The sequence below is a fragment of the Lacticaseibacillus parakribbianus genome (assembly GCF_025490915.1).
GTDB lineage: Bacteria > Bacillota > Bacilli > Lactobacillales > Lactobacillaceae > Lacticaseibacillus > Lacticaseibacillus parakribbianus.
The window spans coordinates 1-14056 of the sequence record NZ_JANQBA010000023.1; the positions used below are offsets into that span (position 1 = coordinate 1).

Here is a 14056-nt window from a genome sequence, read left to right on the forward strand (position 1 = left end):
CTGTTTGAATAGCTCGATTTGTTGTTACTAGCGAATTGACTTCGCAATGTTTAATTCTTTTCAATTAAGAAAAGCCCTATCACATTTACGAAACTTTGTTCAGTTTTCAAAGGACTACCTTGTGTCGGTCAAGCGACAACTTTTAAAGTATATCATCTTGGCTAACTGTTGTCAATAAGAAGTTTTAATTTCTTATTAGTGAAGCGTTATGCCTCGCTTACGACAACTTTTATAGTTTATCAGGTCACAGGCTTGATGTCAAACACTTTTTTCGCTTGCCTCAAGTCGTTTCCGTGTCATCCAAAAGACAACTTTGATATCATACCAAGTGAACGACTAGCCGTCAACCGGTTTTGACAAGTTTCTGCAAACAAGGAGAGAAGACAATGGATGATCCACACGCCTGGGACGACTTCGCCCCGGAATACGCTCGCGTTCAGCGCGAGTCACGGCTGCCCGTCGAACGCGACGTGACGCAGGCCTTGGCGACCCAGCTGCCGCTTCGTGACTGGTCGGTGCTGGATGTCGCGGCCGGCTCCGGCCGCTACGCGCTGCCACTGGCCAACGCCAGCGCCCGGATCACGCTCAACGACTGGTCGCCGGCGATGCTGCAGGAGGCCAAGGCTTGGCTCGATCAGCATGGGGTTCGCAACGCCGCCTACCAAACCGGCAACTGGCACGAGCTGCCGCGAAGGCCGCTGGCCGACCTGGTGTTTGTCAGCCAGCTGCCCACCCTCACCCCAAAGGACCTGACCCACCTGCGGCAGCTGGCCGGTCGGGCAATGGCCTTCAACCTCCAAACTGCACAGACCACGGCACTGGTCACGCAAATGGCCACGGTCTTGAACACGACCCCGGTCCCGGTGCCGCAGGCCGATCCCGCCCGGGCCAGCCGCATCCAACGGGCCCTGATTCTCAAGGGAATCCGCGTGATGCACCAGGACTTCACCTACACGTTGAGCGACACCGCCACCGTGACCGAACTGCTGCCGGCCTTTGACCGGGCCTTTTCGCTCAGTGCGGCTCGCCAGCTGGCGGCGGCGGTGATCGGGGTCCCCGACCCCAATCTGCCGGTGACCACCACCATCAGCTACACCTACTCGCTTTTGACCTGCCGACTGTGAGGCACTGGACCCGGCAACGGATGCGACATCAAAAAAACCAGCCGCGCGTCGAGGGGAGACGTGCAGCTGGTTTTTGGTGTGGTCAGCGGTTCTGGTAAGCCACGTGGGTGAACACGGTGTGGCCACCGGCGGCCCGGGCGAACAGGCCGACCTGAACGCCGGTGAAGCGCGAATCTGCGACTTCCGGGGTCAGGTGCCGGGCGTCAAAGGACGCCTGGACGGCCGGGCCTTGGGTCGTGCTTGCCCGAAGCTGGTAGGCATCCGTCGTGCCGCGCAGCTCCAGCGTGACCTGCGCCGAATCCGGCAGGGCCACTGTCTGGGTCACCTGCAGATCCACCGCCTGCCGCGCCACGCTGAGCCGCCATGCGCCGGGGTGGCCGCTGACGGTCAGGCTGGCCTGGCTGCCGTTGTCCTTATATAGAAGCAGTCCAAAGCGGCCGGCGACCAGCTGGGCCACGGCCAGCTGCGCCGTGAAGGTGAAGGCGTAGGCCGTCTGGGACACCGAGATGAACGCCACCGGGGCCGTCACCGGCACGGCGATGGGCGCCGGCTGGTTGGCCAAATCCACGCGGTCGCCGCTGATGGTGTAAGGCGTCGGCATCCCCAGGGTGCGAATCGCTGCCGGCACGAAGCGGCTGCCGCCTTCGGCCTGCTGCGGGGCGGTCAGGGCGGTCGTCGCCACGGTGGCCGTCGCCTGGCCACCGCCGTTCACAATGGGCCACGGGCCGTCCCAGTTGACCGGTAGCAAAATGGTCTCGCGACCCAACAGCGTCCGGTGGTGCCGCGCCCGGGCGGCCAACGCGACCAGCCACCACGCCCCATTCGGCGCCTGCACCAAGTCGGCGTGGCCGACGTTTTGCAGCTCGCTGCGCGAATTGCGGTTCGACAGCACCGGGTTGAACGGGCAGGGCTGGTACGGCCCGGTGATCGCGTTGGCCCGGGCCATGGTCACCATGTGGCCTTCCCGGGTGCCGCCTTCCGCCAGCATCAGGTAGAAGTCCCCACCTTTTTGAAAAATGTGCGGCGCCTCGACGTCGCGACCGCCGTAGCCGTTGCTGATCGGGGTGACCGGCGACAGGCGCCGGCCGGATCTCGGGTCGATCTCAAACAGGTCGATTTCGGCCGCCTCGCGGTCCTGCAGCGCGACGGTCAGGTACATGTAGCAGCGGTCGCCGACGAAGGTCAAAGACGGGTCGATGCCGCTCGGGCAGTCGACGAACACCGGGGCGGTCCAGGGCCCGGTCACCGCCGCGGCGCTGGTGATGAAGGTCCCCTGGGTGATGTTGGTGCAAACCACGAAGTACCGCCCGGCGTGGTAGCGAATCGTCGGGGCGAACAGGCCCTGCGAGTTGGCGATGCCGGTCAGGGTCACCGTCGTCGGCGCCGTGATCACCGCCCCGACCGGCCGCCAATTGAGCAGGTCGGTGCTTTGGTACAGCGGCAGACCGGGGTAAAACTCAAAACTCGAGGTCACCAGGGTGTAGGCCGTGCCGTCAAAGCAGATGCTGGGGTCGGGATTGAACCCCGGCAGAATCGGATTGTGATAGTTCATGTGGGCCTCTATTTCTGTGCCTGTGCCATCGCCGCCTGCGCCTTGAGGTCGTCTTTTTCAAGCGACTTGAAGAATGGGTACCAGGCCAGCGGCTGCACAATCAGGCACAAGAACAGCTGCAGGATGATGATGCTGGCGCTGCCCTGAATGGCCGCGTGGAAGCCCAGCGGCAGGCCGAACACCGTCTGCGTCCCCATGAACCGCGCGACGACGCCGATTTTGATCAGCACATAGGCGAAAATCAGCTCGACGGAGTTCAGGAAAATGTTGGGAATCGCCAGCTTGAAGTTCAGCACCGTCGGCAGCCCGAAGATGGTCGGCTCGTTAATCCCGAACAGCGACGGAATGATGGTCAGGCAGCCGAGGTCACGGTACCGCTTGCTCTTGGAGAAGTTCATCAAGATGCACAGGCCGATCTGGCTGGCACTGAAGGTGATGGTGTAAAAGAACGCCAGGCCGATGATATTCGGCAGCGGCTGGCCGTGCTGAAACGCGGTCAGGTTCTCCATGTCCATCGCCATCCAGATGGGGGTGACGATCGGCATCAAAATGTTGGTGCCGTGCAGCCCGAAGAACCACAGCAGCTGCTGCAGGATGCTGACCAGAAGCATCGCGCCGATGTTGCCGCCGATGTGCTTCAGCGGCGTCTGCACGACTTGGTAGATGAACTGGTGCATGCTGCCGACATCAAGCAGCGAGAACAGCCAAGACAAGACGATGAAGAACACGCCGAGCGCAATCGCCGGCAGCAGGGATTCGAACACCTGGCTGACCATCGGCGGCACCCCGGCCGGCATCTTGATGGTCCAGTCGCGTTCCTTGAACAGCACGTACATGCGGCCGACGAACAGGCCGATGATCATCGCCGAAAAGACGCCTTGGGCCCCGAGCCAGGTGGTCGGCAGGTAGCTTGAGCCGTCCTTCAGGGCCCCGGAAGGCGTGACGAAGAAGAAGCACATCAGGGCGATCACGCCGGCCATGGTGCCTTCATCCTTGGCACCGAGGAACTTCTGCACCAACGTTTTGGCCATCAGGAACACGACGTACAGCGCCATCATGCCGATGGTGAAGGTGCTGGCGTTGTTCAGAATCGGCGACAACCCGATGTTTTTGACGAAACCGGACACCGCCTTGATTGGAAACACGTTCAGCAAAATCGCCATCGACCCGATGAACAAGGGGCCCATCAACGACATCATGGCGCCGCTGAGCGTCTGGAGGTAGCGATTCTGGCTGAGCTTGTTCAGGTACGGATCAAGCCCGGCGAAAAACGCCGTCACTTTGTCTTTCATAATTGCAGTTCTCCCGTTGGTTATATTTGTCACTAGCTAATGAACAGTCTTAGTGTACAAAATTACGGCGGCGCTGAAAGCCCTTTTATTGACGCATCAGCGGTCACTTTTTGTCATTGAGCGGTGCTATACTGATGGCATCAGCCATCGCATCGGTCAATCTTTGCCCAAGGAGGCTCGCCATGCACATTCAACACGAGATTCGCAGCCACCCGGAGAACGAGCCGGCCCGAATCGTTCCGTTCAAGCCGCGCTACCGCGGCCGCACCTACCCCTGGCACTGGCACGAAAGCCTGGAGCTGGTTTACAACGTCGACGCCGATCTGACCTACCACGTCGGCGACTTGACCTACCGCATCCCCGAAGACGGGCTGCTGCTGGTCAACGCCTACGCCCCGCACCGCCTGGACGCGGTCACCCACGGCTACGACACCCTGTGCATCCTCGACCGCGCCTTTTTGACCCGCTGGACCGGGGGCCAGTACTACGATCAGTACCTGTTCGACCCGCTGATCGGCCAGCCGATGGACGCCAACACGCGCCGCATCCGGGAGATTCTGCTGGCGCTGACCACACTGGCCGCCGCCAAAACGCCGCTGAACCGGCTCAAGGCGATGAGCCTTTCCACCGAGCTGCTGGCGATTCTCTGCGAGCACTACACCGTTCCCGCCGCCCATGCGCTGGATCACGACAACGGCACCGCCCTGGCGCAGTACATCAAGTCGCACATCAGAGAGCCCCTGACCCTGGCGGCGGTGGCTCAGCACTTCAATTACTCTTACTCCTACCTGTCGCGCTACTGCCACCAGGTCGTCGGCGTCTCCTTCACGCAGTACGTCGCCACCCTGCGCGTCGACCTGGCGATGCTCGAGCTGATGGATCACCGCTACAGTATCGAAGACGTCGCGCTACACGCCGGCTTCGCCAACACCAGGGCCTACCTTCGCGCCTTTCAGCGCCAGTACCACTTGGCGCCGGCCGAGTTTCGCCGCGAACACCTCGCCCATCCGGAGCAGGCGGTGCAGACCTACCTGCTGTGAACGCCGACTGACAACTGAGCGGCTGGGCGTGGCACTCGGCTAACGGTAAAAAACAGTCGCCCGGGCCAAAGCCCTGCCGGTTGCCGGACAACATGTCTGGCGACGACGGGGACTTCGGCCACGGGCGGCTGTTTTTCGAGGGGGAATGTGATTCTCGCGGCGGTGGCGGTTTTGGCGGTGCCGGTGCGGCTCGCCGCCAGGGTCACGCGCGGCGCGGTGGCGCTGGACCGGTCCTCGGGTGGTGAGTGGTGCGGCAGCGGTGGCGACTAATCCATGAACAGCATGATCAGCCAACACACCGGCACCAGCAGCAGCAAAAACAGCGTGACGGGAACCACGCTGCCCAGGGCCTGGGCACCGCTGGTCGTGAACATCTGGGCCCCGAGCACCACGAAGCCGACGTACAGGCCGGCGCCGACCCACCACGAGTTGAAGCCAAAGTCCGTGATGAACCGCGGCATCAGCGCGAGGATCAGCAGCAGCGGCAACAGCAGCCGCGGCTGAAACACCCCGAGCCAGCCACCGGGCAGCGCCTTGACCAGAAGCCAGGTCACGACCCCGCAGCCCGGCACCAGCCACAGGTAGTCTTGCCGCAGTAGCGCCTTGCCGTGCCGCATCCAGGCGGCATCGACGGCCAAAAGCACAAGCCAAAGCGGCCAAAACGCCGGCTGGCGCAGCGGCGCAAGCAGAAATTGTGACATGGGCGATTCCCCTTTCTTCTATATAGGCGTAGGCAGCCTAACCGCCGCCTGTGTCGGCCGGCGGCACCACGACGGCTCTTTGCGGTTCACCGCGGCTTGGTGTCGGCGTGTCAGCCGGCGGCACGTCTGCCCCTGTATCGGCTTGGCCGGGTGCCCCGACCGCGGTCACGCCCGGGTCACCCGGGCCCAGGCGCTTTCAAAGAAGGTCCCGACCACGGCGAAGTCGGCCCCCCACACCGTGAGCATCGCGGCCTTGGCCGCCGCATACTGCGCTGACGCCGCCGCTTGATCGCCGCTGCGCCAGGTTGCGACGCAGGGCAAAAGCGCCGCGGCGCCGTAGATCAGGTTGGGGCAGGCGGCCGGATCCAGGGCCGCCAAGGCGGTTTCGGCCTGGCTGAGCAGCGCCTTGGTGGCTGTCGGGGCCAGCGCCAGGTTGACGCGCCACACCGCGAGGCTCCCCCACTCCGAGGTGGTCAACGCCTTGGGCCAGGCGGTCAGCTGCGCAATCAGGCCGACCAGCGCGGCGGCACTCATACCGCCGGCGGCCAGGTTCAGCCACCGCCGCTCAAACGCCGACAGACCGCCGCCCGGCGTCGCCAAGGCGGCCTTGGCCATGCGGTCGGCACAGGCCGTGAACGTCACGCCTTGGCCCTGGTGCCGCGCCGCCATTCCCGCGCAAAACCAGGCGAGGTAGCGGTACGGCGAGGTGGCCTGCGCCGCGCTTTTGGCCGCGAACTCGCCTTGCATGGCTAAGAGCTCGGCGAGGTTGGCCGGCCGCATGTGCGTGGCGAGGCGAAACTCATCCGCCAGCAGCGGCACGGTGTGGTTGAACAGCGACGTTTGCAAGTCGTCGCGCTGCAGCCGCAAGGCGTTCAAGGCGTTGATGAACACGTCGCTAGACACCGGGCCGCGGCCGTGCTCGAAGCGCTGGTACGTCGCTCGCGACACACCGCACCACTTGGCGGCCGCCGCCACGGTCACGCCCTTGGCCCGGCGGTAAGCGGCCAGCTGCGCGACCAGCGTCGTCGCGCGGCCTGCCGGCGCAATCCCGGCCGGTGGCACCGGTTGCGGCAGCGCCGGCACCGCGTCCCACGTCCGGGCCGCAATGGTTGACCACAGCGCATCCAAGTTGGCAAAGGCGGCCGCCCCGCCCCAGACCAGGTCACGCGCCGCCACCTGAGCGGCGTAGCGGGTCGCAACGGTCAAGTCGCCGGCCAAGTGGGCCAGCACCGCCTGCCCCAGGTTGACCCAGGCCTGCATCGGCAGGTTCGCCGTGTCGACCTGCTGATCGGCCACCCAGTCGGCCGCCAGCTGCAGCGCCCGGGCCGAGCCGGTTTGGCAGGCCCGGGTCAAAAACAGCTCGCTGAAGGCGCGAACCCGCAGGTCCAACGCCCGGGCGTAAGGCGGGGCCCCGCGGTAGCCGGTCTGGCGGTTGCCAACCAGGATGTGGGTCAGCACCCGCTCGCAGCTGGCCCAAGGCAAGGCCGCCCCGATGGCCAAAAACAGGTCCATCTCAAAGGCCGTCCAGCTGGGGTAGGCGACAAGCTCCGCCCCAAGCGCCTGGGCCAGCTGGGCCGCCAGCGCCTCATCCTTGGCCGCGGTGGCCGCCCCGGCTCGCACGTAGGCCAGAAGCTGGCGAACGCCGACGTTGCCGGTCAGCGCCGCTTTTTCCGCCAGCGTGTTGCTGATGTCGGCCAACCAGCTGGCCTGAGCCGGCGCCGCGGCCAGGCAAGGCAGGTGCGACAGCACCGTGGTTTTCAGCCGCTCGACCCACAGGCTGCCGGTCTGCAGCACCGCCATGAAGTCGCTGGGCTCGATGGCCAAAACCGACAGCGCCGCGTAAAGCTGTTCAAGGCTGAGCGTTGCGCGGCCGCGAATCACCCGCGAGTAGGTGGCGCGAGACAGCCCCACCGCCGCGCAAAATTCCGCCACCGTCAGCCCCTGCCGAACGCGGTTTTGCGCGATCATCTCACCAATGCTTGCCGGCTGCATCGCCATGCTACCCCTCCTCGCTCACCTGCGTCCGGTGGCCGCCGTACTTCACCGTCAAAAGCTGCCGCGTCAAGACCGCCGCGTCCTGCGGCGACAGCCCCAGCGCCAACTCCCGCAAAAGCCGTTGGCGGCCCAGCGGCGTCACACCCGGGGCCGTGACGATCAGCTGCCCCAAGGCCGCGAGATCCGCCAGCGCCGCCGCAGACAGCGGTCGTACCAGGCACAACCCGGCGGTCGTCGCCTGCAGCTGGTAGGGCAGCGCCTGATCCGCCAGCGCCTGGCGGATCGCCGCCACGTCGCGCTGGAAGGTGCGTCGGGCCCCGGGCATCTCGTAGCGCTGACTCCACGCCGCAAAGGTCAGCCGCTCGCCGGCCAACAGCCGCGCCAGCACGTCCAAGACCCGCCTTGTGCTTTCCATCTTCATCGTACCGCACCCCTTCCGAATCGCCTACCGCCAGTTTAGTCACCGGTCGCACAAAAACGCGCGATCGGCTCAATCGTGACTAATCGCTTGGGTCACGACAAAGAACCCCGGGTCCGGTGACCCGAGGTTCGGCGACGGTTGGCCCCGCCCGGGCCAGTGTAAGCGGCCGGCGATGACGCGGTCGCCGTCGTCTGGCTGCGGCGGCTGCGGCTGCGGTACCACCCCAGTGCGAAACGGCGGCCGCACTGCCATCCCCGACGCGAGCGACTGCGGCCGTACTGCCACCCTCGACGCGAGCTGCTGCGGCTGCGGCGCCATTCTCCGACGCGAGCGGCTGCGGCGCTATTTCCCGACGCGAACCGACCACGGCGGTGCCTGGTGGGTGGTCGCTACTCGCCGCGGTACGGCTTGATCTTGCCGTGCAGCAGCTTGTCGACGTCGATGTCGTAGCGCGACGCAATCAGGTCGCCCTGGTGGTACATTTTCTGCTGGATCGCATGGCTGCCCTGCTGCGACCAGTGGCCGCCGCGAACGTAGGCGACGCCGTACTGGGCCATCAGCTTCAGGGTCAGCGCGTCGGCGTCGGCCATCGCGTCGTTCAACAGCTTCTCGCCCAGGTGATCCAGCCGCACCAGCCCGGTCACGCCGCTTGAGCGCGTCACCACCGAGCCGCTGCCGCCGGCCTGCTCCTTCAGCCGCCGGGCCGGGTTGTTGGTGACGGACACCAGCAGGGTGCCGTTGCCCAACAGCAGCACGTAGCGCCAGTAATCGGCGTAATCGCCGCGAACGTCCTGCATCTCATCGCGTTCCAGCGTCGTGTGGGTGTGGCCGCTCTGGCGGTACAGGCGCAGCCGGCGGCGAAACCCGGGTACCGCGACCACGCCGCCGCGGTACCAGTCGGCCAGCTCGTCGAAGGTGGTGCGGTCGCCTTGAATCGCGTTTTCCAGCCGGGACTGCGCCGCCTTAATCCGCTTGAGGTTACCGAGGACCTCGGGCAGCGGCAAAATCAGCGTCCGGTACCGCCCGACGAAGGCCAAAAGTGGCCAGCCGGCGCTTTCCAGATACCGCGCGTAGGTGTTGTCGGGCCGGGTGCCGTTGGCGGCGACCGCGGCCCAAAACGCCTTGGTATAGGCCGTCCAGTCGGTCCGGGTCACCACGCTGTAGGCCAGCCAGTCCTTGGCCTGGCGCTGCAGGGCCCGGTGGTTGAAGGCGACCTCGCCGAACCCCTGCGCGTAGGCCTCCAAGTCGCCCAGAACCGACATGCGGTAAACGCCGCCGGCCATGCCCCAGTGACCCGCCACCCGCGGGTGCCACTGGCGGTTGACCGCGGCCAGCCAGCCCGGCGTCGGCCGCAGCGGCCGCAACAGGCGGTAGCCGACAAGCGCCGTCCAGCCCCGCACCGGCCACCACTGGCGCAGCGCGACCCAGGCGCCGATGGCCAGCGTCAACACGCCCATGTAACGCAGCATCGCGATGGTTTCGTCACTGGCCCCGTCACCAAAATCGTGAAACTTCAGCCACCAGCCCAACAACAGCAACAGCGCCGCCCAAACCAGGTTGGCGACCAGCCCGACGCGCCGCAACACCACCCGGCGCAACCAGGCATACGTCGCCAGAATCAACACGGTCGCAAACGCGCCGACCGTCACCACTTCAAACCAATTCATCGTGCCACTCCCTTATCAATCGATTCGGATGGCAAAAAACTCCGCCACCCCGAGAATCACCAGGTACCAAAACAACCCGGCGCCGCCCTGAAAATGGGCCGCATCTAGCGCCACCAAGGCGTTCACCGCCAGCCACACGACCCCTTCACGGGTCAGGCCAAACGCAATCACCAGGACCGCCAGCAGCGACGCCCCGCCCAGCAGTAGCCAAAACAGCATGCCACACGCCCCTTTTCTTATGTATGCATCGAAACCCTCGCAGTATAAGCCACCTACGCGACATCACGTGTCACGGCCGTGGCCAATTGTTCAGCCGGTGAACCACAGGCGACCGCGATCCGCCGGCCACAGGCGGCGCCGGTCGACCATTCCGCCGCGGCGAGGCGGCCCCCGTCGCGCCAGTGCCGACCGCCACGAAACGCCCCGCGGTGGGTGCGGGCGACGCGCCGGCAGCGGGTGCGAACGCCGCTGGTTTCGATGACTCCCGCTTGCGGTCGCCGCCGGCTTTGGCCGTCCCCCGCGCTTGCGGTCGTCGCCGACTTTGGCCGCCCTCCGCGCTTGCGGTCGCCGCCGGCTTTGGCCGTCCCCCGCGCTTGCGGTCGCCGCCGGCTTTGGCCGTCCCCCGCGCTTGCGGTCGCCGCCGGCTTTGGCCGTCCCCCGCGCTTGCGGTCGCCACCGGCACGACAAAGCCCCGCCGAGACGCAACGGTCTCGGCGGGGCTATCGGTGGTTGAATTAGCGGCGCAGGTTTTCGATGTTGATCTGGGTGTCGACCCAGCTGTCGTCGTAGAAGCCGGTTTCGTGCGACACCAGCACCACGGCGCCGGGATAGCTTCTCAGCGCGTCTTGCAAGGCGCGTTTGGTGTCGTCATCCAAGTGGTTGGTCGGCTCGTCCATGATCAAGATGTTGCTCGGCGTCAGCATCAGGTCGGCGAGCTTGACTTTGCTCTGTTCACCACCAGACAACATCTGAAGTGGCTTGTCCATTTCCTCCCGGGTCAGGGCGGTTCGCGCCAGCACCTGGCGCAGCGGCCGCTGGCTCAAGGCCGGGTACTTGCCCATCAAATACTGCAGCGGCGTCTGCTTGGGAATCGCCCAGTCCAGCTCCTGCTCGAAGTAGCCGAAGACCACGTTGTCGGCGATGGCGACGTCGCCGCCCAAGGCCGGCAACTGGCCCAAAATGGTTTTGAGCAGCGTCGACTTGCCGATGCCGTTGAACCCGGACAGCGCGATCACCTCGTCCTTGGCGATCGAGAAGTTGATCGGGGCGAGCAGCGGCTGGTCGTAGCCGACGACCAAGTCGTTGACGTACACCAGCACCTGGCTCTGCACCTCCTGGTACGGAAAGGCCAGGTGGGCATGGGCCCGGTTGCCCGGCGGGGTCAGGCGTTCGAGATGCGCCAGCTGCTTTTCGCGGGACCTGGCGGCGGTGGAACGGGTGCCGGCCTTGAAGCGGCGGATGAAGGCCTCCTGCTTTTGAATCTGGGCCTGCTGCTTGGCGTAAGCCTTCATGTAGGTCTCGTGGTCGGCCTCCTTTTGGCGCATCGCCTGGTGCAGGCTGCCGGTGTACTTGGTGATCTGGCCGAACTCGATGTCGAGAATCGCGTTGGTCACGTTTTCGAGGAAATCGTAGTCGTGCGAGATCACGATGAACGCGCCTTCGAAGCTCTGCAGCCAGTCGGTCAGCCAGGCGATGTGGCTGACGTCCAGGTAGTTGGTCGGCTCATCGAGCAGCAGCATGTCCGGCTTCTCCAGCAAAAGCTTGGCCAAAATGATCTTGGACCGCTGGCCGCCGGAAAGCGCGTCGACCGGGTGATCCAGGCCGATGGCATCGAGCCCAAGCCCAGTCGCCACCGTGTCGATCTTGGTGTCGACGTCGTAGAACTCGGCGGCCTCCAGCTCCTCTTGGATGGTGCCGGCCTTGCTCAGCAGCTCGTCGTCCGGGTTTTCTGCGTAGTCGGCGTAGATCTGGTTCATCTTGGCCTCCTTGGCGTAAAGGGCCGCAAAGGCGGTGTGCAGGAATTCACCCACGGTCTGACCTGGGTGAAGGTTCACATACTGGTCCAGGTAGCCGATGTGCAGGTGCTTTTGCCACACCACCTTGCCGGCGTCCGGCTCGAGGCCACCGGTCAAAATCTTGATCAGCGTGCTTTTACCCACGCCGTTTTGGCCGACCACCCCGAGGTGATCCGCCTGGTTGACTTGAAAGCTGGCGTCCTGGTAAAGCTGCTTGTCTAAGAACCGCTGTGACAAGCCAGTCAGGGTCAAAACACTCATGGTTGGGGGTCCTCCTTCAGAAATTGGCGCGGCCGTCTCGCGCGTATTTTCAATCCATTTTCAGAAAAAAACGTCATACTACCCTACCACACTTCATTGTGACTTTGCAATCAAGCAGATTCTTTGCCTCCCCGCCGTGCGGGTCGGATAATGAAAGAAGCGGGGCTTTCACCCCTAGCTTACGCGCCACGCGGCCGCCTAGACAAGCGGCGCGACTCGCCCATTATCGAAAGGAGTTCCTGCACATGTCTTTGATCGATTCGCGACTGACCCACAGCATCATCGGGGCGGCGCTTGGTTCCGCCCTCGGGCTGCCGATTGACGGCAGCCCGGCCAACGACGCGACGCGCGAGCCGCTGCTCGGCCTGGTGCCCTCGACCAGCGGCCCCACCGGCGCCTACAGCAACGACACCGCGCTGACCCAGGCCGGGCTCGCGGCCCTCTCCGCCGGTTTTTCCCCCGAGGAGCTGATGCAGGAGTACCGGCAATGGGCGCAAACCGGCGCCTACGCGGCCTACCCGACGGCGCCGCGCCACACCTGGCCGGCCACGGCGGCGGCGCTTGGGGGCCGCACCCCGGCCGCCCCGGACGGCGATCCCGGCGCCTTGCTGCGCAGCCTGCCGCTCGGCTTCTTCCTGCACCACCAGTTCGGGGCCGACTGGCTGCAAAACCCCGCCGCCACCGGTGAGCTGGCCGCCTTCGTCGACTTGACCAACCCCGGGCTCGCCAACCGCATCGCGACCACGCTCTACCTGCAAGCGGCCACGGCGCTTTTGGGCGACGCGCCGCTGGCCACCGCGCTTGACGCCGCCTTGGACGCGACTTTGACCTACTACCAAGGCGAGCCGGCCGCCCTGGACTTCGCACTGCTCGGCGGTCTGGACCTGCCGCAGGCCAAAACGCTGGCGGCGAGCCCGGCCACCCCGCGCAACGCGCTGGCCGTCGCCTGGTACAGCCTGCAGGCGACCAGCGACTTCGCCCCGGCGGTGCTGACCGCGGCCAACTTCGGCAATGCCAGCGCCGCCTACGCCGAGCTCGCAGGCGGCCTGGCGGGGCTGTCCTACGGCTACCTGCGCATCCCGCACCGCTGGTGCCTGCTTTTGACCAAGTACGGCGCCATCGTGCAGCGGGTCCAGGCGGCGGAGCGGTCCGGGTTCTTCGCCGCAACCGCGGCCGACTGACGCCGGCGCTTTTTGCCACCCCCTTCCCCCGGTTGTGTTATGATAGGTGAAACAAGTTTGGGAAGGTGTCTCATGGCTAAGCAAAAACCCGAAAAAGAGGAAAGCCTCCTTCGCAGCGTCATCGAATTCGTCGTGCTGATCGTCGTCGTGGTCCTGGCCACCCAGCTGCTGACGCGCTTTGTCGTCAGCAAAGACGTCGTGCAGGGCAATTCGATGCAGCCGACGCTTGAGGACGGCGACCGTCTGTACTCGCTGCGGCACAAATCTGTTTCGCGCAACGACATCGTGGTGATCGACGCCCCCGACGCGCCGGGCGAGCTGTACATCAAGCGCGTCATCGGGATGCCCGGCGACACCGTCCAGGTCAAAAACGAGAAGCTCTACGTCAACGGCAAGCAGCAAAAGCAGCCGTACCTGAAACAGGCCTTCATGACCGCAGAGATCAAAACCGAGGCGGCCAAGGCCGACCGCGACCCGTCGACCATTCCCTTCACTTACAACTTCAGCCTCAAGACGTTGACCTCGACCAAACGCGCAACCGTCCCGAAGAACAGCTACTTCGTGATGGGCGACAATCGGCTGATCTCGCACGACGGCCGCGACTTTGGCTTCATCAAAAAGGACAAGGTGCAGTCCGTGGTGGTCTGGCGCTACTGGCCGCTGACCAAGATGACCATTTATTAATGGCGCTACGATATTTGGAGTTGATAGGCTACTTGCCTGCCAACTCCTTTTTCTATACCATTTAGTTTCCAGCACAAAAACAGGACACCACAAGGTTTCCTGTTCATCGTCCCGACCAAAGAA

12 protein-coding genes are annotated in these 14056 nt (G+C 64.7%); 4 read left to right on the top strand and 8 right to left on the bottom strand.

Annotation, left to right across the window (positions count from 1 at the left end; genetic code table 11):
* Positions 1-386: 386 nt before the first annotated feature.
* Positions 387-1124: a class I SAM-dependent methyltransferase gene (locus NUH19_RS12710; RefSeq protein WP_262316919.1), complete on the top strand. Its 738-nt coding sequence runs from the start codon at positions 387-389 to the stop codon at positions 1122-1124.
* A gap of 82 nt (positions 1125-1206) precedes the next feature.
* Here the strand turns inward: NUH19_RS12710 and NUH19_RS12715 are convergent, their stop codons facing one another.
* Both NUH19_RS12715 and NUH19_RS12720 read right to left on the bottom strand, forming a co-directional pair.
* Complete coding sequence (locus NUH19_RS12715) at positions 1207-2676, bottom strand: glycoside hydrolase family 43 protein (RefSeq protein WP_262316920.1); 1470 nt, start codon at positions 2674-2676, stop codon at positions 1207-1209.
* 8 nt (positions 2677-2684) lie between these two features.
* Positions 2685-3968: a PTS sugar transporter subunit IIC gene (locus tag NUH19_RS12720; protein ID WP_262316921.1), complete on the bottom strand. Its 1284-nt coding sequence runs from the start codon at positions 3966-3968 to the stop codon at positions 2685-2687.
* Positions 3969-4150: 182 nt separating this feature from the next.
* On the opposite strand from NUH19_RS12720, the gene NUH19_RS12725 reads away from it, so the two are divergent.
* The gene (locus NUH19_RS12725) at positions 4151-5008 is read left to right on the top strand and encodes a helix-turn-helix transcriptional regulator (protein WP_262316922.1); all 858 of its coding nucleotides are present in this window, start codon (positions 4151-4153) and stop codon (positions 5006-5008) included.
* Positions 5009-5274: 266 nt separating this feature from the next.
* Here the strand turns inward: NUH19_RS12725 and NUH19_RS12730 are convergent, their stop codons facing one another.
* The 6 genes from NUH19_RS12730 to NUH19_RS12755 all read right to left on the bottom strand — a co-directional run bounded on the left by NUH19_RS12730 (position 5275) and on the right by NUH19_RS12755 (position 12068).
* A complete protein-coding gene (locus NUH19_RS12730) occupies positions 5275-5709 on the bottom strand; it encodes a hypothetical protein (protein WP_262316923.1) in 435 nt (144 codons plus the stop codon).
* Positions 5710-5874: 165 nt separating this feature from the next.
* Positions 5875-7707 carry a helix-turn-helix transcriptional regulator gene (locus NUH19_RS12735; RefSeq protein WP_262316924.1) on the bottom strand — a complete coding sequence of 611 codons (1833 nt, stop codon included), beginning with the start codon at positions 7705-7707 and terminating at the stop codon, positions 5875-5877.
* 1 nt (position 7708) lies between these two features.
* Positions 7709-8125 carry a hypothetical protein gene (locus NUH19_RS12740; RefSeq protein WP_262316925.1) on the bottom strand — a complete coding sequence of 139 codons (417 nt, stop codon included), beginning with the start codon at positions 8123-8125 and terminating at the stop codon, positions 7709-7711.
* A gap of 389 nt (positions 8126-8514) precedes the next feature.
* The gene (locus NUH19_RS12745) at positions 8515-9792 is read right to left on the bottom strand and encodes a GIY-YIG nuclease family protein (RefSeq protein ID WP_262316926.1); all 1278 of its coding nucleotides are present in this window, start codon (positions 9790-9792) and stop codon (positions 8515-8517) included.
* Between the two features lie 15 nt (positions 9793-9807).
* A complete protein-coding gene (locus NUH19_RS12750) occupies positions 9808-10011 on the bottom strand; it encodes a hypothetical protein (protein WP_262316927.1) in 204 nt (67 codons plus the stop codon).
* Positions 10012-10526: 515 nt separating this feature from the next.
* Positions 10527-12068: an ABC-F family ATP-binding cassette domain-containing protein gene (locus NUH19_RS12755; RefSeq protein ID WP_262316928.1), complete on the bottom strand. Its 1542-nt coding sequence runs from the start codon at positions 12066-12068 to the stop codon at positions 10527-10529.
* A gap of 245 nt (positions 12069-12313) precedes the next feature.
* On the opposite strand from NUH19_RS12755, the gene NUH19_RS12760 reads away from it, so the two are divergent.
* Entirely contained in the window at positions 12314-13249 is a 936-nt protein-coding gene (locus NUH19_RS12760; RefSeq protein ID WP_262316929.1) for an ADP-ribosylglycohydrolase family protein, read from the top strand.
* Between the two features lie 72 nt (positions 13250-13321).
* The gene (gene lepB, locus NUH19_RS12765; RefSeq protein WP_262316930.1) at positions 13322-13933 is read left to right on the top strand and encodes a signal peptidase I; all 612 of its coding nucleotides are present in this window, start codon (positions 13322-13324) and stop codon (positions 13931-13933) included.
* The last annotated feature ends 123 nt before the right edge of the window (positions 13934-14056 follow it).

What these genes read in the sequence shown, in the direction of transcription:
- NUH19_RS12710 (WP_262316919.1), top strand. Translation starts at nt 387, where the DNA reads ATGGATGATCCACACGCCTGGGACGACTTCGCCCCGGAATACGCTCGC.
- NUH19_RS12715 (WP_262316920.1), bottom strand. Translation starts at nt 2,676, where the DNA reads ATGAACTATCACAATCCGATTCTGCCGGGGTTCAATCCCGACCCCAGC.
- NUH19_RS12720 (WP_262316921.1), bottom strand. Translation starts at nt 3,968, where the DNA reads ATGAAAGACAAAGTGACGGCGTTTTTCGCCGGGCTTGATCCGTACCTG.
- NUH19_RS12725 (WP_262316922.1), top strand. Translation starts at nt 4,151, where the DNA reads ATGCACATTCAACACGAGATTCGCAGCCACCCGGAGAACGAGCCGGCC.
- NUH19_RS12730 (WP_262316923.1), bottom strand. Translation starts at nt 5,709, where the DNA reads ATGTCACAATTTCTGCTTGCGCCGCTGCGCCAGCCGGCGTTTTGGCCG.
- NUH19_RS12735 (WP_262316924.1), bottom strand. Translation starts at nt 7,707, where the DNA reads ATGGCGATGCAGCCGGCAAGCATTGGTGAGATGATCGCGCAAAACCGC.
- NUH19_RS12740 (WP_262316925.1), bottom strand. Translation starts at nt 8,125, where the DNA reads ATGAAGATGGAAAGCACAAGGCGGGTCTTGGACGTGCTGGCGCGGCTG.
- NUH19_RS12745 (WP_262316926.1), bottom strand. Translation starts at nt 9,792, where the DNA reads ATGAATTGGTTTGAAGTGGTGACGGTCGGCGCGTTTGCGACCGTGTTG.
- NUH19_RS12750 (WP_262316927.1), bottom strand. Translation starts at nt 10,011, where the DNA reads ATGCTGTTTTGGCTACTGCTGGGCGGGGCGTCGCTGCTGGCGGTCCTG.
- NUH19_RS12755 (WP_262316928.1), bottom strand. Translation starts at nt 12,068, where the DNA reads ATGAGTGTTTTGACCCTGACTGGCTTGTCACAGCGGTTCTTAGACAAG.
- NUH19_RS12760 (WP_262316929.1), top strand. Translation starts at nt 12,314, where the DNA reads ATGTCTTTGATCGATTCGCGACTGACCCACAGCATCATCGGGGCGGCG.
- lepB (WP_262316930.1), top strand. Translation starts at nt 13,322, where the DNA reads ATGGCTAAGCAAAAACCCGAAAAAGAGGAAAGCCTCCTTCGCAGCGTC.